This window comes from Ruegeria sp. CK3, assembly GCF_056536565.1.
Genome location: NZ_JBQFPV010000005.1, coordinates 249,417 through 275,247 on the forward strand (window position 1 = coordinate 249,417; position 25,831 = coordinate 275,247).

General features: G+C 53.1%; 27 protein-coding genes and 1 pseudogene. 18 read left to right on the forward strand and 10 right to left on the reverse strand.

The features are described 5' to 3' along the window. The first annotated feature begins 46 nt into the window (after positions 1-46). The 7 genes and pseudogenes from ACR0C3_RS08875 (at position 47) to ACR0C3_RS08905 (ending at position 6,133) form a co-directional block, all read left to right on the forward strand. Positions 47-775, forward strand: coding sequence for an ABC transporter ATP-binding protein (locus ACR0C3_RS08875; RefSeq protein WP_480758104.1), 729 nt, complete (start codon positions 47-49; stop codon positions 773-775). Continuing rightward, positions 768-1,475, forward strand: a complete 708-nt coding sequence (locus ACR0C3_RS08880) for an ABC transporter ATP-binding protein (protein WP_480758105.1) — start codon at positions 768-770, stop codon at positions 1,473-1,475. The genes ACR0C3_RS08875 and ACR0C3_RS08880 overlap by 8 nt, the downstream gene beginning before the upstream one ends. A 1-nt stretch (position 1,476) precedes the next feature. After that, positions 1,477-2,340: a branched-chain amino acid ABC transporter permease gene (locus tag ACR0C3_RS08885; RefSeq protein WP_170681648.1), complete on the forward strand. Its 864-nt coding sequence runs from the start codon at positions 1,477-1,479 to the stop codon at positions 2,338-2,340. Continuing rightward, a complete protein-coding gene (locus ACR0C3_RS08890) occupies positions 2,337-3,365 on the forward strand; it encodes a branched-chain amino acid ABC transporter permease (protein WP_480758106.1) in 1,029 nt (342 codons plus the stop codon). The genes ACR0C3_RS08885 and ACR0C3_RS08890 overlap by 4 nt, the downstream gene beginning before the upstream one ends. 4 nt (positions 3,366-3,369) lie before the next feature. After that, positions 3,370-4,308: a 3,5-dioxohexanoate:acetyl-CoA acetone transferase gene (kce, locus tag ACR0C3_RS08895; RefSeq protein ID WP_480758107.1), complete on the forward strand. Its 939-nt coding sequence runs from the start codon at positions 3,370-3,372 to the stop codon at positions 4,306-4,308. Between the two features lie 73 nt (positions 4,309-4,381). After that, on the forward strand, positions 4,382-5,326 hold the full coding sequence (locus ACR0C3_RS08900) for a YHYH protein (protein ID WP_480758108.1): 945 nt from the start codon (positions 4,382-4,384) through the stop codon (positions 5,324-5,326). Positions 5,327-5,426: 100 nt separating this feature from the next. After that, positions 5,427-6,133 (forward strand): annotated as a pseudogene (locus ACR0C3_RS08905) (IS6 family transposase). A gap of 204 nt (positions 6,134-6,337) precedes the next feature. On the opposite strand, the gene ACR0C3_RS08910 reads toward ACR0C3_RS08905, so the two are convergent. Continuing rightward, positions 6,338-7,168 carry a GntR family transcriptional regulator gene (locus ACR0C3_RS08910; protein WP_480758178.1) on the reverse strand — a complete coding sequence of 277 codons (831 nt, stop codon included), beginning with the start codon at positions 7,166-7,168 and terminating at the stop codon, positions 6,338-6,340. A 127-nt stretch (positions 7,169-7,295) separates the two neighbouring features. On the opposite strand from ACR0C3_RS08910, the gene ACR0C3_RS08915 reads away from it, so the two are divergent. The 8 genes from ACR0C3_RS08915 to ACR0C3_RS08950 all read left to right on the forward strand — a co-directional run bounded on the left by ACR0C3_RS08915 (position 7,296) and on the right by ACR0C3_RS08950 (position 13,589). After that, positions 7,296-8,297 (forward strand): TRAP transporter substrate-binding protein, encoded by a 1,002-nt coding sequence (locus ACR0C3_RS08915; protein WP_480542938.1) that lies wholly within the window; start codon positions 7,296-7,298, stop codon positions 8,295-8,297. Between the two features lie 79 nt (positions 8,298-8,376). Further along, the gene (locus tag ACR0C3_RS08920; protein ID WP_480758109.1) at positions 8,377-8,910 is read left to right on the forward strand and encodes a TRAP transporter small permease; all 534 of its coding nucleotides are present in this window, start codon (positions 8,377-8,379) and stop codon (positions 8,908-8,910) included. 2 nt (positions 8,911-8,912) lie between these two features. After that, positions 8,913-10,199, forward strand: a complete 1,287-nt coding sequence (locus ACR0C3_RS08925; protein WP_170375920.1) for a TRAP transporter large permease — start codon at positions 8,913-8,915, stop codon at positions 10,197-10,199. Between the two features lie 18 nt (positions 10,200-10,217). Beyond that, complete coding sequence (locus tag ACR0C3_RS08930) at positions 10,218-10,652, forward strand: heme-binding protein (RefSeq protein WP_170662655.1); 435 nt, start codon at positions 10,218-10,220, stop codon at positions 10,650-10,652. A 9-nt stretch (positions 10,653-10,661) separates the two neighbouring features. Further along, positions 10,662-11,543 (forward strand): NAD(P)-dependent oxidoreductase, encoded by an 882-nt coding sequence (locus ACR0C3_RS08935; protein ID WP_170662653.1) that lies wholly within the window; start codon positions 10,662-10,664, stop codon positions 11,541-11,543. Between the two features lie 56 nt (positions 11,544-11,599). Next, entirely contained in the window at positions 11,600-12,343 is a 744-nt protein-coding gene (locus ACR0C3_RS08940) for an SDR family NAD(P)-dependent oxidoreductase (RefSeq protein WP_480758110.1), read from the forward strand. A gap of 17 nt (positions 12,344-12,360) precedes the next feature. Continuing rightward, the gene (locus ACR0C3_RS08945) at positions 12,361-12,672 is read left to right on the forward strand and encodes a cupin domain-containing protein (protein ID WP_480758111.1); all 312 of its coding nucleotides are present in this window, start codon (positions 12,361-12,363) and stop codon (positions 12,670-12,672) included. A gap of 5 nt (positions 12,673-12,677) precedes the next feature. Then, on the forward strand, positions 12,678-13,589 hold the full coding sequence (locus ACR0C3_RS08950) for a sugar kinase (RefSeq protein WP_480758112.1): 912 nt from the start codon (positions 12,678-12,680) through the stop codon (positions 13,587-13,589). 123 nt (positions 13,590-13,712) lie between these two features. Here the strand turns inward: ACR0C3_RS08950 and ACR0C3_RS08955 are convergent, their stop codons facing one another. The 3 genes from ACR0C3_RS08955 to ACR0C3_RS08965 all read right to left on the reverse strand — a co-directional run bounded on the left by ACR0C3_RS08955 (position 13,713) and on the right by ACR0C3_RS08965 (position 14,921). Continuing rightward, entirely contained in the window at positions 13,713-14,078 is a 366-nt protein-coding gene (locus tag ACR0C3_RS08955) for an N-acetyltransferase family protein (protein ID WP_480758113.1), read from the reverse strand. Between the two features lie 401 nt (positions 14,079-14,479). Next, complete coding sequence (locus ACR0C3_RS08960) at positions 14,480-14,707, reverse strand: DUF1127 domain-containing protein (protein WP_170642888.1); 228 nt, start codon at positions 14,705-14,707, stop codon at positions 14,480-14,482. Beyond that, the gene (locus ACR0C3_RS08965; protein ID WP_480758114.1) at positions 14,697-14,921 is read right to left on the reverse strand and encodes a DUF1127 domain-containing protein; all 225 of its coding nucleotides are present in this window, start codon (positions 14,919-14,921) and stop codon (positions 14,697-14,699) included. The genes ACR0C3_RS08960 and ACR0C3_RS08965 overlap by 11 nt, the downstream gene beginning before the upstream one ends. 131 nt (positions 14,922-15,052) lie before the next feature. On the opposite strand from ACR0C3_RS08965, the gene ACR0C3_RS08970 reads away from it, so the two are divergent. After that, positions 15,053-15,946, forward strand: a complete 894-nt coding sequence (locus ACR0C3_RS08970) for a LysR family transcriptional regulator (protein ID WP_170662727.1) — start codon at positions 15,053-15,055, stop codon at positions 15,944-15,946. A gap of 286 nt (positions 15,947-16,232) precedes the next feature. Here ACR0C3_RS08970 and yghX read toward each other — a convergent pair whose 3' ends face one another. Together yghX and ACR0C3_RS08980 are read right to left on the reverse strand one after the other, a co-directional pair. Further along, complete coding sequence (yghX, locus tag ACR0C3_RS08975) at positions 16,233-17,120, reverse strand: YghX family hydrolase (protein WP_170662645.1); 888 nt, start codon at positions 17,118-17,120, stop codon at positions 16,233-16,235. A 90-nt stretch (positions 17,121-17,210) separates the two neighbouring features. Further along, positions 17,211-18,374 (reverse strand): pyridoxal-phosphate-dependent aminotransferase family protein, encoded by a 1,164-nt coding sequence (locus ACR0C3_RS08980; protein WP_480542920.1) that lies wholly within the window; start codon positions 18,372-18,374, stop codon positions 17,211-17,213. A 132-nt stretch (positions 18,375-18,506) separates the two neighbouring features. Here ACR0C3_RS08980 and ACR0C3_RS08985 point away from each other — a divergent pair, with 132 nt between their 5' ends. Both ACR0C3_RS08985 and ACR0C3_RS08990 read left to right on the forward strand, forming a co-directional pair. Further along, entirely contained in the window at positions 18,507-21,383 is a 2,877-nt protein-coding gene (locus ACR0C3_RS08985) for an FAD-binding and (Fe-S)-binding domain-containing protein (RefSeq protein WP_480758115.1), read from the forward strand. Between the two features lie 9 nt (positions 21,384-21,392). Then, positions 21,393-22,070 carry a GntR family transcriptional regulator gene (locus ACR0C3_RS08990; protein WP_480758116.1) on the forward strand — a complete coding sequence of 226 codons (678 nt, stop codon included), beginning with the start codon at positions 21,393-21,395 and terminating at the stop codon, positions 22,068-22,070. A gap of 42 nt (positions 22,071-22,112) precedes the next feature. Here ACR0C3_RS08990 and ACR0C3_RS08995 read toward each other — a convergent pair whose 3' ends face one another. The 4 genes from ACR0C3_RS08995 to ACR0C3_RS09010 are packed head-to-tail and all read right to left on the reverse strand — an operon-like array spanning position 22,113 to position 25,822. Further along, entirely contained in the window at positions 22,113-23,189 is a 1,077-nt protein-coding gene (locus tag ACR0C3_RS08995) for an Ldh family oxidoreductase (RefSeq protein WP_170375897.1), read from the reverse strand. Further along, a complete protein-coding gene (locus ACR0C3_RS09000) occupies positions 23,179-24,051 on the reverse strand; it encodes an ABC transporter permease (protein WP_170375895.1) in 873 nt (290 codons plus the stop codon). The genes ACR0C3_RS08995 and ACR0C3_RS09000 overlap by 11 nt, the downstream gene beginning before the upstream one ends. Further along, positions 24,048-24,857, reverse strand: a complete 810-nt coding sequence (locus ACR0C3_RS09005) for an ABC transporter ATP-binding protein (RefSeq protein WP_170467807.1) — start codon at positions 24,855-24,857, stop codon at positions 24,048-24,050. Before ACR0C3_RS09005 ends, ACR0C3_RS09000 begins: the two co-directional genes overlap by 4 nt. Further along, on the reverse strand, positions 24,854-25,822 hold the full coding sequence (locus tag ACR0C3_RS09010; RefSeq protein WP_480514259.1) for an ABC transporter substrate-binding protein: 969 nt from the start codon (positions 25,820-25,822) through the stop codon (positions 24,854-24,856). The genes ACR0C3_RS09005 and ACR0C3_RS09010 overlap by 4 nt, the downstream gene beginning before the upstream one ends. Between the last annotated feature and the right edge of the window lie 9 nt (positions 25,823-25,831).

Sequence of the window (25,831 nt, forward strand, 5' to 3'; positions counted from 1 at the left end):
ACATTCGGCGCCAATCTTGGCGCCGAACCCTCCATCCGAGAGAAACATGACGACAATCTTGAGACTCCAAGACCTGAGCAAGGCATTTGGCGCGGTCACTGTCGCCGATGCAATGAGCTATGAGGTCCAGCAAGGCGAGGCACTCGGGGTAATAGGCCCCAACGGCGCTGGCAAAACCTCGATGTTCAACTTGATCACTGGGACTCTCAAATCCAATTCCGGGGTGATAGAATTCAGTGGGCAGAACGTCACCAAATGGAGCGCGGCAAAGCGCAGCCATGCAGGCATCGCGCGTTCTTTTCAGGTCCCGCAGCCGTTTTCGGGCATGACTGTTTTCGAAAACGCGATGATCGCCGCCACGCAATCAGCTGGCATGCACGGACACCAGGCCGAAAACTTTTGTCTGGAGGTTCTGGACCAAACAGAACTGCTGCCCAAGGCAAACGTTCTTGCTGGTAGCCTGACTTTGCTGGAGCGCAAACGCCTGGAACTAACACGTGCGCTTTGCGCCAAGCCCAAATTGCTGTTGCTGGATGAGATTGCAGGTGGTTTGACCGAAGCCGAGTGCAATTCACTGGTCCAGACCATCAAAGACATACACGCCTCTGGCGTCACCATCATCTGGATCGAACATGTTGTGCACGCCCTGCTGGCCGTCGTGGATCGTCTGATCGTCATAGACTTCGGAAAGAAGATCGCCGAGGGCGAGCCGCAGGCAATCATGGAAAGCGCGGAAGTCAAAGAAATCTATCTGGGGATCGAAGCCGATGCCTGACTCAATTCTTCAGACACGCGGTTTGAGCTCCTATTATGGCGATTTCCAAGCGCTTTATGATGTCGAACTGGACGTCGGCGAGGGAGAAGTTCTGGCCATAATTGGTGCAAACGGCGCAGGCAAGACGACCCTGATGCGGTCAATCACCGGGTTACTGACGAACGGAGTGGATCAGATTCACTACCGAGGTCAGGATATCAGCCGGCTACGCGCAGACGAGGTTGCAGAACTTGGCCTCGCCATGGTTCCGGAAGGTCGCCAGTTATTCCCATCGTTGTCAGTCAAGGAAAACCTAATGATCGGGGCTCAAGTTGGTCGCTCAGGCCCTTGGGATCTGAAAGCTGTCTATGATCTGTTCCCGATCCTTGATGAGCGCAAAGATCAGGCTTCTACATCGCTTTCGGGCGGTCAGCAACAGATGGTCGCCATTGGGCGTGCCCTGATGTCCAATCCAGATCTCATCCTGTTCGACGAAATCAGCCTTGGGCTGGCGCCGATCATCATTAAAGATATCTACGACGCTCTGCCCGGCATCATCGGTGAGGGCATGAGTGCGATCATCGTCGAACAAGACATCACCAAGGCACTGTCGGTCTCTAGCCGGCTCTACTGCCTGCAGGAGGGGCGCGTTTCGCTGGAAAGCGCGTCTGACACCGTTTCGCGCGAAGACATTTCGCGCGCGTATTTCGGGATCGAATAATATGGAATGGCTTAACGCTATCGTGCAGGGAGCTTTGCTGGGCGGGCTATACGCGCTGTTTGCCGCAGGTCTTTCGTTGATCTTTGGGGTTATGCGGCTAGTCAATATTGCCCATGGCGATCTAATTGTGTTGGCAGCATATCTTGGGCTGACCGTGACGACCGCGACCGGGATGCACCCGATGGCCGCATTAGTGATTGTCGTTCCCGCTATGGCTCTGATTGGGTATGCCCTTCAACGCGGCCTACTGAACCAAACCCTGGGCGACGATATCCTTCCACCGCTGCTTGTGACCTTCGGGCTGAGTGTAATCATCCAGAACGGGTTGCTGGAGGTCTACACAGCCGACCCGCAAACATTGAATGCTGGTGCTCTGGAAACAGCCAGCGTTGCGGTAGGCGGTGTGACCCTCGGGATCTTGCCGCTGCTGACTTTCGGGATTGCAATCGCCGTGATCTGGGGGCTCCAATGGACCTTTTATCACACTGCTATCGGTCGCGCATTTCGAGCGGTGTCCGACAATCAAGACATTGCCCAGCTCATGGGCCTCAATCGCCGACACATCTTTGGCTTGGCCATGGCGCTGGCCCTCGGCGTGACGGCAATCGCCGGTATTCTGCTTGGCATTCGGACAAGCTTTGATCCCTCGATTGGCGGGGGCCGCCTGATCTTTGGCTTTGAGGCTGTCATTATCGGCGGGCTTGGCAACCTTTGGGGCACTCTCATTGGCGGCGTTATTCTTGGCGTCGCGCAAACCATCGGAGCTAAGATTGATCCGGGCTGGCAAGTACTAGCCGGCCATATTGCCTTCCTTGTTATTCTTGCCGTTCGTCCGAACGGCCTCTTCCCGAGGGTTTCCGGATGAACTTGCAGGACTACAGTGTATCTCGGTCATCAAAAGCAGCGCGCGTTGCAGCGATCGTGGCCGCAATCGGTTTGCTTGTTCTGATTGCAGCGCCCTGGTGGGCAGGCCGCGCCGACATGCGCTTGATGGGGGAGCTGTTTCTCTACCTATCCCTTGCCACCCTTTGGAACCTCATGGCGGGCTACGCTGGCCTCGTCTCGGTTGGGCAGCAAGCCTATGTGGGCTTCGGCGGCTATATGCTCTTCGCACTTACGATGCAGGGTGGGCTGAACCCCTTGGTTGCTATTGCGGCAGCGGGAGCGCTAGGGGCTTTGATCTCGATCCCGGTTGCTGTTCTGATCTTCAGGCTTCGGGGCGCATATTTTGCCATTGGCACCTGGGTCATCGCAGAGGTCTTTCGACTGAGCTTCGCGCAAATCTCAGCGCTTGGCGGAGGGTCAGGATCTTCGCTGCCCGTTGCCATCGTGAAATCACTGGCATCCGGGCGCGCGATGCGTGAGGCGCTGAGCTATTGGCTGGCACTCGGGGCCGCCGTGCTGGTTGTAACCGCCGTGTATCTCTTCCTGCGTTCGCGCCAAGGTTTGGCATTGACGGCAATTCGGGACAACGAACTGGCCGCCGGTAGCCTTGGCATCGATATCTGGCGAACGAAGTTCATAGTGTACGTCGTCACGTCGGCATTCACGGCGATGATCGGCGCGCTGATCTTCTTGCAAAAGCTGCGCATATCGCCGGATGCGGCGTTCAGCGTCAATGATTGGACTGCCTTCGTCATCTTCATCGTAGTGATCGGCGGCATCGGTACCATCGAAGGACCGATCATCGGCACACTCGTCTTCTTTGCGCTGCGCGAAACGCTGGCCGACCTTGGAACAACTTACCTGATTGTTCTCGGCGTGGTCGCAATTGTCGTCATGCTCAAGGCGCCAAAAGGCATTTGGGGCGTGATCCGTCGCCGCTATGATCTGCAACTTTTCCCGCTGGGCTATCGCGTAAAGCACACCGGACAATCCAAGGAAAACTGAACCTATGGCCCGTCAGAAAAAGACTATCATTACATGTGCTGTAACAGGAGCGATCCACACACCAACCATGTCGGATGCGCTCCCGTACACTTACGACGACATCTCACGGCAGGCGATCGAGGCCGCCGAGGCCGGAGCGTCGATCCTACACCTCCACGCCCGCAACCCTGAGAACGGGTCGCCATCGGTCGATCCGGACGACTTCGCGCCATTCCTGCCCCGTATAAAACAGGCAACGGACGCTGTTGTGAACCTATCGACCGGTGGGTCGCTGACATTGTCCATTCAGGACCGGATCAATCCGGCCAAGACTTTCAGCCCTGAAATGTGCTCGATGAATATGGGTTCGATGAACTTCTCGTTTCACCCATTGGCCAACCGGTATGGCGATGATGATTGGAAATTTGATTGGGAGAAAGACTATGTCGCGAACTCCGATCAGAACATCTTTCGCAATACGTTCCGGGACATTCGCGAAGCGGCAGAAACGCTCGCGGCGCATGACATCAAATTCGAACATGAATGCTACGATGTCGGCCACTTGTATAACTTAAAATTCTGCATGGATATCGGGTTGTTCAAAGCACCTATTTTCATTCAGTTCATCTTTGGAATCCTCGGTGGTATCGGGCCAGAGGTTGACAACCTGATCTTCATGAAACGCACAGCAGATCGCCTGTTTGGTGATGACTACCGCTGGTCCGTTCTCGGAGCCGGCGGTGCGCAGATGTCGCTTGCTACCACTGCAAGTCAGATGGGCGGCAATCTTCGCGTTGGCCTAGAAGACAGCTTGTTCATCTCACGTGGAAAGTTGGCCGAAAGCAACGCTCAGCAAGTCGCTAAAATTCGCCGTATTGTAGAAGATCTGGGCACTCAGGTCGCGACCCCAGATGAAGCAAGGGAAATCCTAGACTTAAAGGGAGGAGACCGCGTCGCCTTCTGAAGGTAGGATGACCAAAAACAACTCTCATCATTAACATTTTTTGAAATTTCCGAAAGCCCAAGGAGATTGAGCAATGCGATTGAAAGTATTGATAATCAGTGCGCTTCTGACGGGATTTACGGCCCTGCAGGCTCATGCGCAAAACGTAACCCAAGACATCACCAATCTTTTGTTCAGCAACCGGTCCGGAGACTGCGCGGATTATGCAGGAGTGTATTCCGCTTCGGTGGAAGACGTCACGCGCCAACAACGGTTTAACTCCGAAATCGAAATCTCGGCAGAAAGCCAGCACTGTACCCTCAAGACCAATGGCATTCCTAACCATGATTTCAATGGGCCTACAGCCAACTTCGCTAACAATGTACGCGAATTGCCTGGCACTTTTCGGATTCCCAGAAATCCGGAGAAGGCCAGCGACCAAACCGCGCTGTCGCAACGGAGTTATGATGCCATTTTGTTGAATGGCGTGCCGGTCGATTTGCTTTCGGCTGGGTGTTATCGCCCGAGCGGCCCGCGAGCAGACAAGAACGGCAATGTATTGGCGGGGTGTCGAGACACTGATCCTTGGCTGCTTGATCCGCCGTCTTACGATCAGTATTTTGGTGTAGATCTGCACAATGCCCATGCCCAGCCCGATGGCAGGTATCACTACCATTCCAATCCAAATGCACTGTTTTTGGATCACGACCTTGATAAGCCGTCTCCAGCTATTGGTTTTGCAGCTGACGGCTTTCCGATCTACGGGACGATATTCAAAGACAGCAATGGTGCGATAAGACCTGCGATTTCCGGCTACCAACTCAAAACTACGCCTCGGCCTGCGCCGCCTAACGGGCCGGGCGGTACTCCGGACGGCATATATATAAACGACTACGAGTTCACTGGGGCTGGCGATCTAGATAAGTGCAATGGCATGACTGTGGATGGCCAGTACGGATACTACGTCACGACAAGCTACCCGTGGGTAATGAACTGTCTGGTAGGAGAACCTGATCGCTCATTCGAAAAAAGGCGGTAGATTAGTTCGGGTCTTAGGTTTGTCCAACTGCGGTTTGTCCAACGGTCTTGTCAGAAATACTTTGCTCGAGCGGGGCAAGGTGGTTGAGTAGCTTTTTCCGATGACCAGATCTGCCTTTTTCAAATACTTTAAAATAGTCCCGAAATCATTCGCCTTGCTGTGATGCTGTACATCCGTTTCCAGCTCTCGCTTCGGAATGTCGAAGATCTGCTGCATGAGCGAGGCATCGATGTGAGCCCGAAACTGTCCGAAATTGGTGGAACAGGTTTGACCCGAAGTTTGCTGCTGAGATCAGACGAAAGCGGGTGCAACAACTGCGCGCATTCTCGAAATGGAAGTGGCACCTTGATGAGGTTTTCTTGAAGGTGAATGGCAAGCGGCATTATCTTTCGCGGGCTGTTGGCCATGAAGGCAAGGTGCTGCAAGCCGTTGTCACCAAACGCCGAAACAAGCAGGCTGTATTGAAATTCTTCAAGAAATTGATGAAACAGCCATGGCTGTTCAGAAGAGATCGTAACGGATCGCTTCGCGTCGTGTCGGGCTGCTCTCAGAGATCTAGGCGCTACCGAAAAACAGCAGACGGGCAGGTGGTTCAACAACCGCGTCGAGAACTCGCACCTTCTTTTCCGACGACGCGGACGCGCGATGCAGCGTTTCAGACGCATGCGAAGTCTACAGAAATTCGCCTCCGTCCATTCCTCCTTGTGCAACCAATTCAACCAGGAAAGATCGCTAGCCAGCCGAGACACCTTCAAGCTGACCCGCTCCGCCACTCTTAGCTTGTGGCGTCAACTTTGTTCCAGATAGGTTCGCTGTTTCCTAGGCACACTGAAACTGGTTCGAATTCGTCTGACGGCACCCAGATCTGTATATTTTCGGAGATTTATGCTGCAAATTCCCTGATCCCCAACAACGAAAAAAAACGCTAATTATAACGAGCATCCGGCCGGCACGATAGGCACTTTGTCGGTACCGGATATTGAATGAAGTTAGCGGTACGAGTTTCCGAACTTATTCAAAGTACTCGGGATGGCGTTCGTGAATAAACGCGATAGTGTCGTCGAGGCGGGATAAGTGTTTTCTGACTGCGTTTTGCGCTTTTGACAGATCCCGCGAGGCAAGCCCATTTGCGATCTCATAGTGGTCTTCCAAAATGGAATTCGCCTCGCGATCTTTCTCAAGACCAAGCATACAGAGACGATCTACTTTTTGTTTGCATTCCAGCATAACTTCGAACGCTAACGGGTTGCCGCCAAGGACGTAGATTAGTTTGTGAAAATCGTAGTCGAGCGCGTGAAAGGCAGATAGATCCCCTTGCGTCAGAGCATTCTCCTGAAGGGCTAAGTTTTCGCTTAGCTTCGCATCCCGATCTGAATCCCAAGTCTCAACCGCCATGTAAACAATTTCAAGTTCGACGGCCCTTCTTACCAAACGAGCAAGCTCTAGGCGATCCATTGAAAAGCCGCGCACCTCGGTTGCTTTTTGCGGTCGGATAAGTAGCAAATCCTCATTTCCAAGCCTGGTGAAGGCGTTGCGAACAGGTTGGCGAGAAACGCCAAATCGGCGTGCGACTTCCGTCTCGGACAATTTTGTACCGGGAAGAATTTCGAGCGAAACGATCTGATCGTGCAGTGTTTCGTAGACGGCATCAGTGGTTGTTCGGGTTCTAATTCCGTCCACGATTTTTTCTTTCATCCTCTGATTCATAATCCTGTCACCACGATCTGATGGGTGGTTAAGGCACTGTTTTATATAGAAAAAAGCCATATTTCGTACGTATTTCAGCAAGGCTTTTTCGGTTAATATCAAAGAGCCTGTAACCATTGAAGTCAAGGCCGTCACATGTTTCAAACGAGTTGTTGACACAACTTGGATACTAGTGTCCTTATGGATGCAGCAGTGATTCCGGCTCTGGGAGGAAGCAGGAAGTTTTGCGACTTTCATCCTCCAGACGACACCTTTTGGCCTGTTGCTGCTCAGAAAAAACGGGAGGAGACCCATGACTTCTACGAAATCGCTTTTTGCAGCAGTAACCGTTGCACTGATCGCCTCTTCAGCATCGGCTGAAAGCTGGCGCGCTTGGAACATTCACAATGACGGCCACCCCAATACGGCGGCGATGGACAAATTTGCTGAGCTTGTTGACACAGCCACAGATGGTGAAGTCACGGTAGATGTTTTCCACGGCGGCGTTCTTGGCTCGCAGCCCGATGCGCTGGAGCAAGTGCGAATTGGAGCCATCGAGGTTGGCAACTTCAACCTTGGCCCGATTGGTCCGATGGTCAAAGAGGCAAACCTTGTATCGCTTCCATTCATCTTCAAAAGTGTGCCGCACATGTTCCGCGTGATGGAAGGTGAAGCTGGTGCGGTCGTTGCCGAAGCGATGGGTGAGGCTGGAGTTCTTCCCCTTGCATATTTTGATGCTGGAGCCCGGTCATTCTACAGCCAGAAACCAATCAACTCTCCAGCCGATGTGGAAGGCCTGAAGATCCGAGTTATGAACAACGATCTCTACACTTCGATGATTTCGGCGATGGGTGGAAATCCGTCTCCCATGGCTTTTTCGGAAGTACAACAGGCACTGAAAACAGGCGTTGTTGATGGGGCGGAGAACAACTTCCCGTCGTTCAAAAATGTCGGCCATTACGAAGTGACGTCGCACTATTCCCTGTCTGAGCATTTGATCATCCCCGAGTGCATCTGTGTGAATACAGCCAAGTTCAACGCGCTTAGCCCCGAACTACAGGAAGCTGTACGTAGTGCGGCACAAGAAGCGGCTCTGTATCAGCGCGAACTGTGGGCTGTTGGATCTGAGCAAGCGCGCTCTGACGTTGAAGCGGCTGGCATCACAGTCAACGAAATCGCAGACAAGGGCCCGTTCCAGTCCGCGATGGACGTAGTCTATGCCGACTACCTCGCTGCCAACCCAGATATGAAAGCGTTGGTCGAGATGGCTCAGGCCACTGAGTGATTTGCCAAAGCGAATACAGTTAAGCGCGTCCGGTTTCTTTCAAAGAAGCCGGACTCGTAAAACCAAAAAAGGGGGCGGCATGCAAGTTTCAGGCAAGACATCAGAGTTTCTACGGAGGATGGATTTCTTCCTCGACCTGCTCGCCCGCCTTTGTACCGTGTTGGCCGGCGTCGCCATCGTGACTATGACCGCCATCTTCGCGTGGCTGGTCTTTGGCCGGTACGTCCTCAATGACACGCCCACCTGGGTTGAACAGGTATCGCTTTTACTTGTCATGGTTATTGCCTTCCTCGGCGCAGCAGCCGGAGTGCACAACCATACCCACCTCTCTGTTGTTCTTTTTCGGGAGATGGTGCCGCCGAAAGTACGAACAGTCTTTGTCTGCATCACAGATATGCTGCTAGCCGGATTTGGCGCGATGATGTTCTGGTATGGGCTTGAATTGACCGAATTCAAATGGGGCACGTTGATCCCGCTTATTCAATGGCCCGAGGGCCTGAGATCCCTGCCTATGACAATTAGCGGAGCATTGGTCCTTCTGTTTTCCACCGGTCATCTGATCCGCCTGTTTCTGGGCGAGGATGCGCGTCAAGACAGTATAGAACAGGGTTAATCATGGGACTTGCAGTTCTTCTCGGGGTCTTTGCCCTTTCTGTCATAATCGGCACTCCGGTCGCTTACGCACTTGGGATTTCTGCCTTGGCTGCGTTTTGGTATGAAGGTTTGCCGTTGTTCGTCGGCTTTCAACGAATAGTGGCGGGAATCAACGTTTTTTCGCTTATGGCGATCCCGTTTTTCATTTTCGCTGGCGAGCTGATGTTCCACGGCGGGATAGCCGTTAGACTGGTCAGGTTCGCGCAAGCTGCTGTCGGTGCCGTGCGCGGTGGGCTTGGCATTGTAAACGTGTTTTCCTCCATGCTTTTTGGCGGGATTTCAGGTTCGGCGATCGCGGACATCTCCGCGCTGGGCTCAATTCTCATCCCCGTTATGAAAGACAAGGGATACGATGCTGACTATGCGGTAAATGTGACGGTGACGTCTTCTATCGCCGGGATCATCATTCCACCCAGTCACAATATGATCATCTTTGCTCTTGCAACGGGTGGTGTGGTGTCAATTTCCAAGCTGTTCTTGGCGGGCGTGGTCCCCGGCATCCTGATGTGCTGTTGCTTGGCAATTGCTGCATATGTGGTCGCAGTAAAGCGCGGCTATCAGGCTGAACGGTTTCCAGGATGGACGGCGCTGGCGTACGCGTTTATCGGCTCCATCCCCGGCTTGCTGACTGCCGTCATTATCGTCGGAGGTGTCCTATCAGGCATCTTTACTGTGACAGAGTCCGGTGCGTTCGGGGCTATGTATGCCTTTGTTGTCACGCTGATTGTCTACCGCAGCCTGTCATGGGATGCCTTTAAGACTGCTGTAATTTCGTCCGTGCGCACAACGTCGATGGTCATGATCCTGATCGCCTGCGCCGGGGCTTTCGCCTACATGCTAACCTACAACCGCGTACCAACCAAAACGGTCGAGTTCCTTTTGGGGATAACCGAGAACCCGATCCTGATTTTGCTGATGATCAATGCCGTTCTTTTGCTGCTTGGCATGATTATGGATATGGCAGCCTTAATCCTCATCTGCACGCCGATCTTTTTACCGGTGATGAATATGCTGGGGATCGATCCGCTGCAATTTGGCATGATCCTTCTAGTGAACCTTGGTCTGGGGCTTTGCACGCCTCCGGTCGGGACCTGCTTGTTTGTAGGCTGTGCGGTTGGCCAGTTGCCGATGGAAAAAGCCATCAGAACGATCTGGCCTTTCTACCTTGCGATCTTCGCAGCGCTGATGCTGATCACCTTCGTTCCTGCCATCTCGCTCACACTTCCCACTCTCCTAATCGGCCCATAAAGCCCAAAGGACGCCGTTATGCTGAATATCAAACGATTGGACATTGAAGAGGCGCGACGGCTGATCGCGGTCGCTAGGCTAAAAGCCGAAGATATCGGGGTGCCTATGTGCATCGCTGTTACCGATGAGAGCGGTATCCTCATCGCATTTGAGCGAATGGATGGCGCCAAGATTACCAGCGTCAATCTGGCGATCGACAAGGCTTATACCGCATGCGGCATCAAGAAGAGCACGCAAGCCTTGGGTGAAGTCAGTCAACCGGGAATGCCAGCGCATGGCATCGCCTCGGCCTTAGGCGGACGTATGGTGACCGTTGCCGGCGGTCTTCCTGTGCTTTCTGGTTCTGATGTCGTCGGCGGCATTGGCGTTAGTTCAGGCTCGCCTGCGCAAGATCATGACGTCGCCCAAGCCGGGGCCGATGTCTTTTCCAAAATGAAAAACCTAAACGCTTAGGAGGCGCATATGTCGAATCCAAAAATCGGTTTTATTGGCCTAGGCCAAATGGGCAGCAAGATGGTTGAATGCCTCCAAAAAAATGGTTTTGATCTTATGGTTATGGGCCGCAACAAAGCGGCGGTTGCCCAAACCGTTGCGCGCGGCGCGGTCGAGGTGAGCACCCCTAAGGAACTCGCCGAGGCCAGTGATATCGTCATGCTCTGCGTGACAACATCTGACGTGGTCGAAAGCCTGATCTACGGCGAGAATGGTATTCTCGCCGGGATCAAAGAAGGCGCGGTGGTCATAGATTTCGGAACGTCCATTCCAGCGTCAACAAAGAAAATTGGCGCGGAACTTGCGAAAAAAGGGGCGGGGATGCTCGACGCACCGTTGGGGCGTTCACCTATGCACGCCAAGGACGGTTTGCTGAACATCATGGCAGCGGGCGATATCGAAACGTTTGAAAAGGTCAAACCTGTGCTCGACGTGCAGGGCGAGAACGTGTTCCATCTTGGCACACTCGGCGCGGGCCATACGACAAAGCTGATCAACAACTTCATGGGTATGACAACAGCGTGTACCATGAGCCAGGCATTTGCAGTTGCAAAACAAGCGGGCATCGATGGCCAGCAGCTTTTTGAGATCATGTCTGCGGGCCCGTCCAATTCTCCATTTATGCAATTTTGCAAGAATTACGCCGTCGATGGCGTAAGTGATCTTGGGTTTTCGATCAGCAATGCCAACAAGGACATCGCCTACTTCGTTCAGATGATTACTGACATTGGAACGCGCTCCGAAATCGCTGAAGGCACTTCCGCAAATCTTCAAACGGCGCTTGATGCAGGGATGGGCGAAGGCAATGTACCCGAAATCTACGACATGTTCGTCAAACGCGGTGCAGCTTAGGCGACCCACAATGGCACACGACAACTTTCAAAGCTGAGCAAAGATGAGGGATGCCCATGAAACTCGCTGGAAAATCGGCAATTGTAACTGGAGCCGGCCGCGATATCGGTGCAGCAGTCGCTCTCAAGCTTGCCTCCGAGGGCGCAAACGTCGCAATAAACTATTTTGCCAGCAGCGCAGGCGCTGAGGAAGTTGTGGCCAAAATCAAAGCAAATGGCGGGACCGCAATCGCGCTTCAAGGAGACCTAACGCAGAAAAGCGACGTTGACGCATTGGTGGCGCGATCTCTCGCGGAATTCGGCAGTATTGACGTTTTGGTCAATAACGCGGGCGGTTTGGTTGCCCGCAAAACAGTTGCAGAGTCCTCACTTGAACATTGGAAGTATGTGATGGACTTGAATCTGACCAGCAACTTCATGATGACGAACGCCTGTTTGGCTCATATGAAAAGCGGTGCGATTGTCAACTTGGCAAGCCAAGCTGCTCGCGATGGCGGCGGCCCCGGCTCAGTTCCCTATGCGACCTCAAAGGGCGCGATCATGACGCTGACGCGGGGTTTGGCCAAAGAGCTGGGCCCGGATATCAGGGTCAATGGGCTGTGCCCGGGGATGATTGATACCGATTTTCATAACATCCACACACCGGACGCAGGACGTCGCGGCTTTGAAGCCGCTGCGCCAATGAAACGTCAAGGCACCATTGAGGATGTCGCAAACCTTGTCCTATTCCTAGCCTGCGACGACAGTGCTTTCATTACAGGAGCCAATGTCGATCTGAATGGTGGAATGCTTTTCTCATAGTGTAGCGGAGGTACACCTTGCCTGAATTTCCAGTTGTCTCGACAGGAGAAAATGTCACACGGCAAGTTCTCTCTGATCATCCCAATCTCATGGTTGTTGCCTTTCGGTTCAGCAAAGCAGGTGCGATAGGCGCGTTGCACAGCCATCCGCATGTCCAGTCAACATATGTCGAAAGTGGCCGGTTCCGGTTCACTTTGGGCGAAAGTGATCAAGAGTTCGGGCCAGGAGACAGTTTTGTCATTCCTTCAGATCAACCCCACGGATGTGTTTGCCTGGAACCAGGAAAGCTCGTGGATAGCTTCACTCCGCGGCGTGACGATTTTTTGTAGAACCCATGCGTATCTTAGCAATCGGCGAGTGCATGGCGGAACTTGCTCCCCTAGGCGGTCTAGGGGAGTTCAAGATCGGGTACGCTGGTGATACGTTCAACACGGCTTGGTATTTAGCGAAAATGTCACCGAATACAGAGGTCGCTTATTTCACGACAGTTGGTGACGACAAACTGTCTCGCGAAATGCGAGCCTTTATCGACAGAACAGGCATCGATACCTCTCACATTTGCGAAATATCGGATGGAACTGTGGGTCTCTATATGATCCACCTTTCCAACGGCGAGCGTAGTTTTTCCTACTGGCGCAACAGCTCTGCAGCCAAACGGCTTGCGGACGACCCAGATGCGCTTGACCGTGCTATCGAAAAAGCGGATTTGATCTATTACTCAGGAATTACGCTGGGAATTCTTGGTCCTCAATCGCGTGAAAATCTACTTGGTGCTCTCCAAAGGGGGCGCGATGTAGGGAAAACCGTGGCTTTCGATACGAACATCAGACCCAAGCTTTGGTCGAGTACCGAAGAAATGAAGCGTTCAATCATGCGCGCTGCTGAGCTCTCGGATATCGTGTTGCCGTCTTTTGACGATGAAAGCGCGTGGTTTAATGACGACTGTCCGACCGCGACTCTTGAACGATATGCAAGACTTGGTGTGAAGCGGATCGTCGTAAAGAACGGCGAGCATTCTGTTGTTTATCAAGATGGGAATATTAGAGGGGAGGTGCCTACTAAGCCGGAAACTTCCGCTATTGATACAACAGCCGCTGGTGACAGCTTCAACGCTGGCGTTTTGCTCAGCGTATTGGAGAAAAGTGATTTCCGCGCAGGAATATCGTTGGGCTGCCAATTGGCCAGCTACGTGATCCAAGCCAAAGGAGCGCTAGTTCCTGTCGATGCACTGCGTGTTACAGCTTGAGGCGGTAAATCCCGACTTGTGTTTAACGTGGAATATGCGCGTCGCACGGCCACTATCTGAAGAAAGGCAACTTTAACACTGAAACAATAAAGGCACTAGAAAAGGTCATTCGCTTAAGTCCAATCAATCGACCGCAATACGCAGTGTGCCATTGGTCGTCATAGTAAAAAGCAGATGTGAGTGTGCCCTAGCTTCAGCGATAATCTCAATGGCAATTGACGCGGGCGTCGGCCAGTTGAGGTGCAAGATTGCTTCAACAATATCCGCGTAGGCGACAAACTGCGCGTTATGTTTCGCCGCAAGATAGCGCATGTGGCGGTTTTCCTTCAGGCACATCATTTGGATAGTCCGGACGCCTCTGTTCTGCGCCATCGCGTACATCTGTTGAACCAAAGCGTCGCCAATCCCAAGGCCTCGGCACTCGGCTTCGACAGAGAATGCAGCCTCTGGCTTTGATGGCCATGAATGAAAGAGGCCGCGCAGTTCCACAAGGCCCCTCAATTGTCCTCAGACAAGCGCCCCACAAGCGATACTGTCATGCCGAAGGATGTTCTGTGCGTAGCTCAAGACGTAATTGGCGTTGACGACTCCACAAACCGTGCTCGCCGCGTTTCGATATCTAACTACAGAAAATGATTGCAGATGTTACTTTGATCGCCAGAACGGAGACGACGAACGATCGGGTCTTGTAGTGCTCTCATGACTTTCAGTTTTCGCGTTTCCTGTTTGGCAGGTTGGTATGGGCCAGCATTTTCGGGAGGAGGTGAAAATGCTGGCCCTTTGCGATGGCGCTCCCCGTTGGCTTTTTCGCCGCCGCTTATGCTGGCTTACTCTGGGAGGAGCGAGGACCAGCAAACTTGTGTAATCTTCTGACCTGAAGGCCCACTTCTCTATTCGTCAGCCATTAGTTTTTCGGCATATTCCGGGATCTCAGATCGCGAAATTCCGATCTGAGCGAGTTGGTAGTCACTCATATTCGAAAGCGCAGAGAGCATCCGGGCCATTTTCAGTGCTTTCAAAGCAGCTTTAGTCGTGGATCTGATCCACACCAAGAATGCGATTGATTGGGCGATCGCGTGATCGCGATACGTAGCAGGGGCTTGGGTGTTAACAGCCATAGGCGGCCTCCAACGCAAGATTTTTGATGCTGCTTCTCGAGATACCCAAATCTATTAAGTCACGGTCAGATAACACCGAGAGTTCATAGTAAGTTTCGCGATAAACCCTGCGTTTGGCCTGTGCCTTGCGTATCTTGTCCAGCTTTTGATGAAAGAACGTGCGGCCAGCTTCGAAAACGACATCCAGCGCGCTGTTTGATCGTGTAATTGCCATGATATTGCCTCGCCCATTGCTGCAATGCAGTATTTATGCTGCAATGCAGAGATAAGGGTATTTGGTAGCGCTCACAACTCGCCATTTTGGCAAAGGCCCCATGCCATATTGGAATAGCAAAAGGTCATGACATGGATATTTCTGCGCAAATGCTAATCTTTGCGACGGTTGTCGAGCAGGGCAGTATTTCTGCGGCTGCAAGATCAATGGGCCAGACCCCATCAGCAGTAAGTAAGCAGATCGGGCTACTTGAAGATCAGGTGCACTATCGCCTTCTGAATCGTACCAGAACAGGTGTCTCTCCAACGCGGGAAGGCCAAGATTTCTATGAAAAATGCAAAGCGATGGCTGACAAATTCAATGAAGCCAAAGCGATGATCCACAGCTTTGACGGTGTCCCACGCGGAGAACTCAGGATCGCATCCACTGTTGCATTCGGTAAGTCCCAACTGATTCCTGCTCTGCCAGAGTTCATGAAAGAGAACCCTCAGGTTCAAATGTCTTTGGATTTGACCGACCGAGAAATTGATCTTCGGAGTGAAGGCTTCGATGCGGCGATCTGCTTTGCGGAACAGCGCAAGAATCCAGATATGGTCATCAGGCGCGTTATGCAGAGTCGAAGGGTACTATGTGCCTCACCTGAATACCTTGCGCGTTGTGGAACACCGTCGAATTTTGCCGAATTGGCTGAGCACAATTGCTTGAGAGTTGCTGGTAGAAGCCAGCGGAACGCTTGGAACAGCATCGAACCGAACGCAGGCGAAAAATTTGAAGCAACGGGCAGCTTTGAGGGGAACAGCACCGATGTCGTCTTTAGAGCCGCTCTGGCTGGTATCGGGATCGCACGGCTGCCCTGCTATATGGCAAACAGGAAGTTTCTCTCCGGCGAACTTGTCCATGTCATGCCGGAGTATGCACCTCCCAGCACGGATATCGTCGTAATGTTTGCCGAAAGGCGGAATCTGGCACCAAAAACGCGCGCGTTTGTGGATTATCTCGCGCGGCGGTTTCGGGATACCGAATAGAACCAAAGGAACGGCCAACCACGCATAAAAGTGATAATACTTTTGACCCGCAGATGAGCTGAACACTTAACGATGGATCGCTTCACCTAAAACCGTTGCGACAGTATCCTTCCATCGTTTCGACACGTTAAAAAAGTTAATAGTAGGCATAGCGGGCCGACACCTTGTCGCAGAATTTCTAACTCCAAAGTTCAAGTTTCCGGGGCTTCCAAGGGCTTGGCCAAGATGGGCCGAGGATTTCAACGAAAGGATATCAACGCATGACTGGCTTGGTAGCTTGTACCAATTACTTCAGATAGGTTTTGAACCAATCAATTGTGCGGTCCCAGGCTAGGTTTGCCATTTCCTCATCATAGCGTGGCGTACTGTCGTTATGAAAACCGTGGTTGGCGTTTTCGTATATATATGCCTCGTATACTTTGTCGTTGGCCTGAAGAGCAGCTTCAAAATCCGGCCACCCTGCGTTGATGCGCTCATCAAGCTCTCCCATTTGAATCAGTAGTGGCGCCTGAATTTTAGCCACATCCTCAGCTGCCGGCTGGCGACCATAGAACGGCACGCCCGCTGCCAATTCCGGATAGGCCACAGCAATTGCGCTGACTACGCCGCCACCGTAGCAGAAACCCACTGCGCCGACCTTTCCAGTACTGTCATCTCGGTTCAGTAGGTATTCAAATCCATTGAAGAAATCGTTCATCAACTCGACCCGGTCCACTGTCTTTTGCAGTTCGCGCCCATCTGCGTCGTTGCCGGGGTATCCTCCCACCGATGTCAGGCCGTCTGGAGCCAGAGCCATAAACCCGGCTTTCGCCAATCTGCGCGCGACATCTTCGATGTACGGGTTAAGGCCGCGGTTTTCGTGGACTACCAGCACCGCGGGCAGGGGTTCTTCAACGCCTGCGGGCCGGACCAGGTAGCCCCGCACGTCACCGGTTCCATTTGGTGAGGGATAGGTGATGTAGTCTGCATGGATATCGGGATCGTTAAATGACACCTGCTGTGCTAGGGCATAGTTCGGACTAAGCATTTTCAGCAACGCGACCGCTGATAAACCGCCAACCGCAAATTTGCTGGCGCGGTCCAGAAATTGGCGTTTAGTGATTTTGCCGTGCGCATAAAAGTCATACAGATCAAGAAGTTCCTGGTCGAAGTCTTTTGCCGTCATACGGGTCATGGTGAAGCTCCTAAAGAGTTTGGTGATCCGGAGGTTTGGTAATTTCCAGTCAATGGGACTCGGTTGCGCTATTGGAGGCTCAGATTGGATTTACGCGGCCTTGAGATGCTCCAAGGCAGCCTGCGTGCCACCTGCTGTATGAGGCACGCCGCTCTTGGCGAGACCCATTTCTACGCCTGACAGTGTGGCCATCAACATCAGGTCGTTGAAATCGCCCAAGTGACCTATGCGGAAAACCTTGTCGGCTACTTTGGACAGGCCATTTCCAAGTGAAATATCATAGTGCTCTAGCGTAGTTGCGCGAAATACATCAGCAGAATGTCCTTCAGGTACTTTAACAGCGGTCAGTACGCCCGACTCCTGACCTTGGCGAGCACACAATACCTCAAGCCCCCATGCTTGCACCGCAGCCCGCGTCGCGGCGCCATGGCGGGAATGCCGTGCGAACACGTTCTCCAGCCCCTCTTCGTGCAACATATCGATGGCCTCATTTAGTCCATAGAGGAGATTGGTACCGGGCGTATAAGGGAAGAACCCTTTCTGGTTGGGTTCGATCATATCATGCCAATCCCAATAACTTCGTGGCATACTCACGGATTTTGAATGTTCCAGTGCACGGTCGCTTACAGCGTTAAAGCTCAGTCCAGGCGGTAGCATCAGTCCTTTTTGCGAACCAGAGACACAGACATCAACGCCCCAGTCGTCGAACCTAAAATCGATCGACCCTAGGCCAGAAATGGAATCAACAATGAGGAGCGCAGGGTGCTTTGCCGCATCTATAGCTCTGCGCACTTCCTCAATCGACGAGACTGACCCAGTAGAAGTTTCATTGTGGACGACGCATACCGCCTTGATCGCGTGCTGACTATCTTCGCGCAGGCGGTCTTCGATCTGATTAGGATCCGCACCGCCACGCCAATCTCCTTCAATCAGTTCTGGCTGCAATCCCAGTTTTCCTGCCAAGTTGCACCACATGAAGGCGAAATGTCCTGTTTCGAACATGAGAACTTTTTCGCCTGGCGACACACTGTTCACAAGTGCTGCTTCCCATGCACCGGTGCCGGATGAGGGGTAAATAAAGACGTTCTGCTTTGTCTTGAAAATGGTTTTTATCCCACTGAGGGCCTTGTTCCCTACTTCGGCAAAATCGGGCCCACGGTGATCAATGGTCTGTGTGCTGATGGCCTTCAGGATGCGCTCTGGCACAGCACTTGGCCCTGGAATCTGTAAAAAGTGCCTGCCCGCCTGACGCATTTGAAATGATCCTTATGCTGGTGCCAAAAGAGTCGTGCTATTAACCATTGCAAAAGTTAATTATGAATTCATTATTCAGTCAATGGGCAAGTAGAGCCTAGATGGGCTTACTGGGAAGGGAAGGCGAACCTAATGGTAAAGAATGGATCGTTGTACCGCCGACTGTTGTCTGATGTGCGGGGAGAGGTGATGTCAGATCCGGCGTCGCTTGCGCGGTACTCGACCGATGCCTCAATCTATCAGATGATACCTGACGCTGTTGTGATCCCCCGATCCACAGAAGATGTGAAAGCCGTGATGTCTGTCGCGCGGGGCGAGGGATTTTCGGTCCTTCCTCGCGGTGGCGGCACGTCGCAATGCGGGCAAACGGTCAATCAGGGTGTTGTGCTGGACAACACAAAATACTTGAATCGTATTCTAGACATAGAAGTTGAGAAACGTATTGCGCGCGTTCAGCCAGGTGTTGTGTTGGATCAATTGAACGACGCGTTGAAGAAGCATGGCCTTTGGTTTCCCGTGGACCCCTCAACAGCGTCTCGTTGCACTCTTGGGGGGATGGCAGCAAACAATTCTTCAGGCGGGAAGTCTCTGCGGTACGGGATCATGCGAGATAACGTCCGTGCAATCAATGCAATTCTGGTTGACGGAAGCGAAGCGCGGTTCAGCGCTGAAACGCCCGCATCTAGCGATTATGCGGATCTTGTTGGCGACATGCGCGCACTTGGGCGTCGTGAGGCGTCTGAAATTGACGCCCGTTTTCCCAAGGTCCAGCGCCGTGTGGGCGGGTACAATATCGACGCGCTCGTCGGTAACGACATCAACATGTCCCATTTGTTGGTGGGGTCAGAAGGCACGCTGGCTTATTTCACTGAATTGGAATTGAACTTGGCACAGTTACCGGGTGAGAAAGTTACCGGCGTGTGCCATTTCTCGACATTTCGTGCTGCAATGGAGGCCACCCAACACATCGTGACGCTCAACCCTCAGGCGGTAGAATTGATCGACGAGACAATGATCGCGTTGGGGCGCGATATTCCATTGTTTCGCGACACTATAGAGGCCTTTGTCAAAGGCAAACCCGAAGCCTTGCTACTAGTAGAATTCGCCGAGGGCAACGCTGAGGACAATGCCGCAAAACTGGTTAAGCTTTCCCAACTAATCGGAGATCTCGGCTTGTCTTTTACCGGAACGAAAAACCGGTGGGGTGGAGTTGTTTCAATTGCAGACACCAAGCTGCAGAATTCTATCGCCGAGTACCGGAAATCCGGCTTGAATGTCATGATGTCGATGAAGGAGGCAGGCAAGCCGATATCCTTCGTTGAAGATTGCGCTGTTCCGTTGTCCGACCTCGCCGATTACACCGCGGGCCTAAACGAAATATTCGACCGGCATGGCACCAAGGGAACATGGTACGCGCACGCCTCCGTAGGGTGCCTACATGTTCGTCCTGTCCTGAATATGCGGCAGGACAAAGACGTCAGCACAATGCGGGCGATTGCAGAAGAAACATTTGATCTGGTTAAGCGATACAAGGGTTCTCATTCAGGTGAACACGGTGACGGGATCGTGCGTTCTGAATTTCATGAAAAAATGTTTGGTCAGCGAATTATTTCCGCCTTTGAAGAAGTTAAAAACCGGTTTGACCCAATCGGGATGCTCAATCCTGGAAAGATTGTGCATGCGCCCTCAATGGATGATCGCCGTCTATTCCGCTATAGCCAAGACTATTCAGTCCCGGATTTCGAAACAGCGCTGGATTGGTCAGCTTGGCCGGGTACCGGAGGAGGATTTCAGGGTGCCGTTGAGATGTGCAATAACAACGGTGCGTGCCGCAAGCTAAAGGGCGGAGTTATGTGCCCTTCCTTCCGTGCCACCCGAAACGAGCGTGATTCCACACGTGGGCGTGCAAACACTTTGCGTTTCGTGATCAGCGGGCAGTTGCGGGGCGGTTTAGAATCCGATGCAATGTTGGACGCGATGAAGTACTGCGTATCCTGTAAGGCGTGCGCTCGGGAGTGCCCGACTGGCGTCGACATGGCGCAAATGAAGATCGAAGTACTGTCAGCGAAACGTAAGAAAGATGGGCTGACATTGGCAGACAAATTGATAGCTTACCTGCCCAGATATGCACCAAAAGCTGCAAAAGTCGCGTGGCTTATGAATATTCGAAACAAAATTGGACCCTTGCGTAAGCTTTTGGAATGCCCGACCGGTATTGCCGCGCGACGTGATCTTCCAGAATGGTCTTCCGTTCCGTTCCGAGATGACGAGGCCCAAGATATTGATCCGCAGGTTCTTCTGTTTGCAGATGTATTCAACCGTTATTTCGAGCCTGACAATCTGCGCGCCGCGGTCCGGGTCCTGCGTGCGCTAGGGCTGCGTGTCGCCGTAGCACGGGATGACCACACTGAAAGAGCGTTGGATTGCGGGCGTACCTTGTTGGCTGTGGGTTGTGTGGAAGAAGCGCGACACGAGGCTCAGCGCGTGATTGACGCGACACGAGATATGGTTGCCAAAGGCATACCGGTCGTCGGACTCGAACCTTCCTCTATCCTCACTTTCCAGGACGAGTATTTGGCTCTTTGCCCGGGACCGCAAACGGAGATGTTGGCGAAAGCCACACATACATTTGAGGAATTTCTGGCCGAACAGCCGAGTTTGCCTTTGAAACCGATAGATCGACCGATCTACGTCCATGGACATTGTCATCAGAAGGCACATGACGTCGTCACGCCTATGCTCAATCTCCTGAAGCGTATTCCTGAGGCGCAGGTTAACATGATCGAAAGCAGTTGTTGTGGTATGGCTGGGGCGTTTGGATATGCCCCGGAAACTGTCGATGTCTCGATCGAGATGGCAAAGCTAGACCTATTTCCAGCTTTGGACGCGGCACCAGTGAATGCAATTGTTGTGGCAGATGGGACATCATGTCGGCACCAAATCACTGAGGGTACCCGACGGCAGCCCATGCATGTCGCTCGCTTGTTGGAAATGGTACTTGATGATTAGGACGTGGTTATGAATCTAACGGATGGCATCAAGCGCACAACACTACATGAAGAACTGGTCGAACGTCTGCGCAACCTGATTGTCGAAGATGTTCTGAAGCCGGGAGAGAAAGTGCCCGAGAAACAGCTCTGCGACTCGTTGGAGGTCTCAAGGACACCATTGCGGGAAGCCCTAAAGGTGCTTGCATCAGAAGGCTTTGTGGTACTCCAAGCCAACCGAGGTGCGCGCGTTGCCAGTGTCACGCGAGAAGAATTGGAGAATACGTTTCCAGTTCTTGCGACGCTTGAGCAACTGGCAGGAGAGTTGTCGTGTCAGAGCATGAACTCCACGGAAATTAAACAGATTGAACGTCGCCACGCCGATATGGTGAAAGCCTATAGGTCACGTGATCGACAGGCCTATTTTAAAGCCAATCAGGATATCCATCAGGCACTGATACGTGGCGCGCGAAACGACATTCTTGAAACCCACCACAAGCTGTTGGCGGCGCGGGTCCGCCGAGCGCGTTTTGTGGCCAATCTGTCAGACGAACGCTGGGCGCAGGCAATTCGCGAACATGAAGCCATGATGGAGTTGCTTAAGGCTCGCGATGCAGATGGGCTTGGCAAAACCATGAAGCTACACATGATGAACAAGCTTTCTGCTCTTGTGAAAGCGCTTGAGGCCGAGGATGAGGCGTTTCGCTGAATTCTGTTCCAAAGCGCTTGCAAACTTTTCACGGATCGGCCGCTAGTCAGTGCTGAGACTTGGAAATGGGGGTGTCAGCCGACAGTCCAGGGCTAGTTTGTTGAGATCACGACAAAGAGCGGGGTTAAGCCTTACACCGTTTTTACGACGGGCTTCAGCTGCGGCCATTTTGCCGTCTCCGGGCAAGCGCACTGGGTCATGACCGGGCAGTGGGGCTGATGCGCGCATTTCGGAAAAGACGCGGGCCGCGTTGGCAGCAAAGTCTTTTTCCATCCCAAACGCTGCCGGATTAAGCGCCATTACGAATTGCCCTGTGTTTGTGGATGAGGTTGTGTCTGAGGTGAAGTTGACCACGTCTGAGCCGAATGCCGCACCGTTCAAGACCCCGGCCATCAATCCGATGGCTACAGAAAGACCGAAACCTTTGGGACCGCCGATCGGCAAAAGAAATCCTTCTGACTTGCGTGCAGGGTCCGTCAATGGGTTTCCATCGCGCCCGACCATCCAACCCTCAGGCATAGGCTTACCTTGCTGCAACAGGGTCTTGATCTTGCCCATCGCGGCGACAGTCGTCGCCATATCAAAAACGAATGGATCGGGGCCATCGGCAGGCGCAGAGAAAGCGATAGGATTGGTGCCAAGAAGCAGGTCGCTTCCGCCATAGGGCGGAACGTGGTTCGCACTGCCAACCGCTGCGGCCATGCCAAGCATCCCAGCCTCGGCTTGTGGACGCACGTATAGTGCGAGTGGTCCCGCATGGTTGCCGCGTCGAACGCCGACCCATCCAATGCCGACCTCTCTCGCCTTTTGTATTGCAAGATCTCGCGCCGCCGACATAGCTAAATGACCAAGTCCGTCATCTCCGTCGATCAAAGCGGTTGCAACAGTCTCATGTTCTATCGAGACTTTTGGCGTAGGATTCGAACCGCCGCCCGCCAACCGGGCAAGGTACTGGCGCAGACGAAATACACCGTGTGTGCCGTAACCATAGATGTCGGCCTCCACCATCGTCGAGGCCACCTGAACAGCGTCCGCTTTTGGCACACCTCGCGTTTCGAGCGCGCTCGCCACAAACTCACGCAGGGCCTGGCAGTGTATTTTCACAGGTTCAGAAGTCATCTCTGCCGACCTGCTCTTTATGCCAGAACACTAGTTTACGCTGTGTCCAAACCACCGTTGCAAAAACGGCCAGGCCGACGAGGCTGAGATACAGGATCAACGAGAACACCCGAGGTGTATTGAGCTGCGAGGCTGCAACACGGATCAGCTCACCAAATCCCTTTCCGCCACCCAGGAACTCTCCTGTAATTGCACCTGCCATCACGCCAACTGCACCGATCTTGAGACCGGTGAATATCTGCGGCAGGCCAGTTGGCAGCTTCATCTTGATCAATGTCTGCATCCGGCTCGCGCCCATCGTCTTGAACAACATGCGCGCGTTTTCGTCGGCGGCGTGAAGCCCAGCGGCTGTTCCAACCACAATTGGGAATGTCGCAATAAATGCAGCAAGTGCCACCTTGGATTCAATGCCGAACCCCAGCCACGCCACAAACAGCGGGGCGAACGCGACTTTTGGCATAGTGTCGATGGCCACGAGGTAAGGCATCACTGCTTTTTCGCCAAATGCGGTTTCCCCGACTAGCACGCCCAGCGAAAAACCGATCGCGATCGCCAAGGCAAAGCCATAGATGACCTCCTTGAAAGTGATCCAAAGCGCACCCAGCATGTAACCTCCGGTCAAAAGGTTTTGTCCGACGAAAATCATGTCCCTAAGGGTCTCCATCGGGGTGGGCAGGATGATCGGCGATACAAGCCCCAAGCTTGTCACAATCTGCCAAGTGCCTACGAAAACGACGAAAACAAACGTCATCGCAATCCAACGGGGAACCGAGTCGATAAAGTGAACTTTCTGCTCCCAAACAGTGTCTTCTGCGGGGTCAGCGTCCTTTACGGAAGGCGAGTAGTCCTGAACTTGGCTCACATTTCTTCTCCCTTATCCAGGAGGCTGCGAATGTAGTCTACAATAGCGCCGAACTTAGGAGTCGTCATCATATCGAGCGTACGCGGGCGAGGCAGGTCGACTTCAACAATTTCAGCAATCCTGCCTGGACGTGGCTTCAACACGACGATTTCATCGGACAAAATCACAGCCTCTTGAATGGAGTGCGTCACAAGAAACGCGGTCGCTTCCTGTTCCCGGCAAATCCGCTGCAACTCCATATTCATCATGTCGCGCGACAACTCGTCGAGAGCGCTGAACGGTTCGTCCAACAAAAGCACGGCTGGTTCGGTTATCAGCATTCGACAGATCGACGCGCGTTGTGCCATCCCGCCCGACAATTCGTTCGGATATACGTTTTCAAAACCTTTCAAGCCTACGACATCTAAAAGTTCGTGAGCCTTTGCCATGGCTTGTTTGGCTGCTGCCTTTCCATCGCGGATCTCGATCGGCAGAACAATGTTTTCCACAGCTGTTTTCCATGGGAAAAGTGTCGCTTGCTGGAACATCATACCGATATCACGGCGGGTCCCAGTGACCGGCAACCCCTGAAGGATCACACGTCCTTTAGTTGGCGGGATCAGACCCGCCATGATCTTGAGCAGAGTTGACTTGCCGCACCCGCTGGACCCGATGACAGATGTGAAGCTTCCTTTCCGAAGCGTCAGATTAATGTCTTCGAGAGCGACCACTAGATTGCGCGCATAAGTCTTGCTTACGTGTGTCAACTCGTAGACCGGCGTGCCCAAGGGCGCGCCGGAAAACTCATGGGTGACTTCAGCGTTCATTTACTGACAGCCTCGTTGCCAATGGCAGCAAACTCATTGGTCCACGCAGCGCTCAGGTCATCAAGTGGTCCCGGAATTTCGCCGCCTGCGACCAGCGCGTCTTGCCATTCTTGCCAGACTTCGGCGGGATACCATCCCAGACCATTGCTTGGATCCGCCGCTATGGTTTTTGAACGCACGGCATCGAAAAGTGCCGACTGGAACTCCTTGTCTTCGCCTTCCTGCGGATTGCCGTCGGCCAGGTGCTTCAACACGGCTTCGCGGTTGGCATCATCGAGCGCAAAGGCATGGCCACGAGCGAATGCGCGGCTCCAGGCCTCGACCAGTTCTCGATCATTGGCGATTGTGTCAGCCATAGTGGCGATGCCGTTCCCGAAGAAACGCCCAAATTCTGCCGGCGTAATGTCGCGCACTGCCATTCCGCGCTGGTTCAGAATTGCCGTGTCAGCTGTCGATGCGGAATATGCGTCGATTTCACCGTTCAGGAAAGCCGCAGTCGCCGGGCCACCGTCGCCGACAGTCAGGAAAGTGAAGTCTTCACCCTCTTTCATGCCTGCTCCGGTCATCACATTGCGTGCAAAGCCGACTTCTGCGCCATCAGCCGTACCTGTTCCGATAACTTTACCTCGAAGCTCTTCAACACTTTGGATGTCAGAGTCTTCTGGCACGGCGATGCCGAAGTTGCTGCGTGCCGCAACGTTGTAGATATGTACTGCGTCCACATCCCGCGATCGCGCTGCAATTAGGGGACCAGGTCCGGGGCGACCGAAATGCGCTTGCCCTGCAGACAAGGCTTGAAGCACGGCTCCCGAACCGTTGATCGCCTCGACGGTCACGTCCAAACCTTCGTCTGCGAAGTAACCTTCTCCAATGGCGACAAAAACAGGAAATGAGTTGATCGCCGATGGGCTCGGTTGCACAAAAGTGATCTTACGCAAGTCCTGCGCAAAACCTTTCGTTCCCATTGCTCCCGC

Excerpts from the sequence above, each read along its gene's own strand:
- ACR0C3_RS08875 (WP_480758104.1), top strand. The coding sequence starts at position 47 with ATGACGACAATCTTGAGACTCCAAGACCTGAGCAAGGCATTTGGCGCG.
- ACR0C3_RS08880 (WP_480758105.1), top strand. The coding sequence starts at position 768 with ATGCCTGACTCAATTCTTCAGACACGCGGTTTGAGCTCCTATTATGGC.
- ACR0C3_RS08885 (WP_170681648.1), top strand. The coding sequence starts at position 1,477 with ATGGAATGGCTTAACGCTATCGTGCAGGGAGCTTTGCTGGGCGGGCTA.
- ACR0C3_RS08890 (WP_480758106.1), top strand. The coding sequence starts at position 2,337 with ATGAACTTGCAGGACTACAGTGTATCTCGGTCATCAAAAGCAGCGCGC.
- kce (WP_480758107.1), top strand. The coding sequence starts at position 3,370 with ATGGCCCGTCAGAAAAAGACTATCATTACATGTGCTGTAACAGGAGCG.
- ACR0C3_RS08900 (WP_480758108.1), top strand. The coding sequence starts at position 4,382 with ATGCGATTGAAAGTATTGATAATCAGTGCGCTTCTGACGGGATTTACG.
- ACR0C3_RS08920 (WP_480758109.1), top strand. The coding sequence starts at position 8,377 with ATGCAAGTTTCAGGCAAGACATCAGAGTTTCTACGGAGGATGGATTTC.
- ACR0C3_RS08925 (WP_170375920.1), top strand. The coding sequence starts at position 8,913 with ATGGGACTTGCAGTTCTTCTCGGGGTCTTTGCCCTTTCTGTCATAATC.
- ACR0C3_RS08930 (WP_170662655.1), top strand. The coding sequence starts at position 10,218 with ATGCTGAATATCAAACGATTGGACATTGAAGAGGCGCGACGGCTGATC.
- ACR0C3_RS08935 (WP_170662653.1), top strand. The coding sequence starts at position 10,662 with ATGTCGAATCCAAAAATCGGTTTTATTGGCCTAGGCCAAATGGGCAGC.
- ACR0C3_RS08940 (WP_480758110.1), top strand. The coding sequence starts at position 11,600 with ATGAAACTCGCTGGAAAATCGGCAATTGTAACTGGAGCCGGCCGCGAT.
- ACR0C3_RS08950 (WP_480758112.1), top strand. The coding sequence starts at position 12,678 with ATGCGTATCTTAGCAATCGGCGAGTGCATGGCGGAACTTGCTCCCCTA.
- ACR0C3_RS08960 (WP_170642888.1), bottom strand. The coding sequence starts at position 14,707 with ATGGCTGTTAACACCCAAGCCCCTGCTACGTATCGCGATCACGCGATC.
- ACR0C3_RS08965 (WP_480758114.1), bottom strand. The coding sequence starts at position 14,921 with ATGGCAATTACACGATCAAACAGCGCGCTGGATGTCGTTTTCGAAGCT.
- ACR0C3_RS08970 (WP_170662727.1), top strand. The coding sequence starts at position 15,053 with ATGGATATTTCTGCGCAAATGCTAATCTTTGCGACGGTTGTCGAGCAG.
- yghX (WP_170662645.1), bottom strand. The coding sequence starts at position 17,120 with ATGACCCGTATGACGGCAAAAGACTTCGACCAGGAACTTCTTGATCTG.
- ACR0C3_RS08980 (WP_480542920.1), bottom strand. The coding sequence starts at position 18,374 with ATGCGTCAGGCGGGCAGGCACTTTTTACAGATTCCAGGGCCAAGTGCT.
- ACR0C3_RS08985 (WP_480758115.1), top strand. The coding sequence starts at position 18,507 with ATGGTAAAGAATGGATCGTTGTACCGCCGACTGTTGTCTGATGTGCGG.
- ACR0C3_RS08990 (WP_480758116.1), top strand. The coding sequence starts at position 21,393 with ATGAATCTAACGGATGGCATCAAGCGCACAACACTACATGAAGAACTG.
- ACR0C3_RS08995 (WP_170375897.1), bottom strand. The coding sequence starts at position 23,189 with ATGACTTCTGAACCTGTGAAAATACACTGCCAGGCCCTGCGTGAGTTT.
- ACR0C3_RS09005 (WP_170467807.1), bottom strand. The coding sequence starts at position 24,857 with ATGAACGCTGAAGTCACCCATGAGTTTTCCGGCGCGCCCTTGGGCACG.
- ACR0C3_RS09010 (WP_480514259.1), bottom strand. The coding sequence starts at position 25,822 with ATGGGAACGAAAGGTTTTGCGCAGGACTTGCGTAAGATCACTTTTGTG.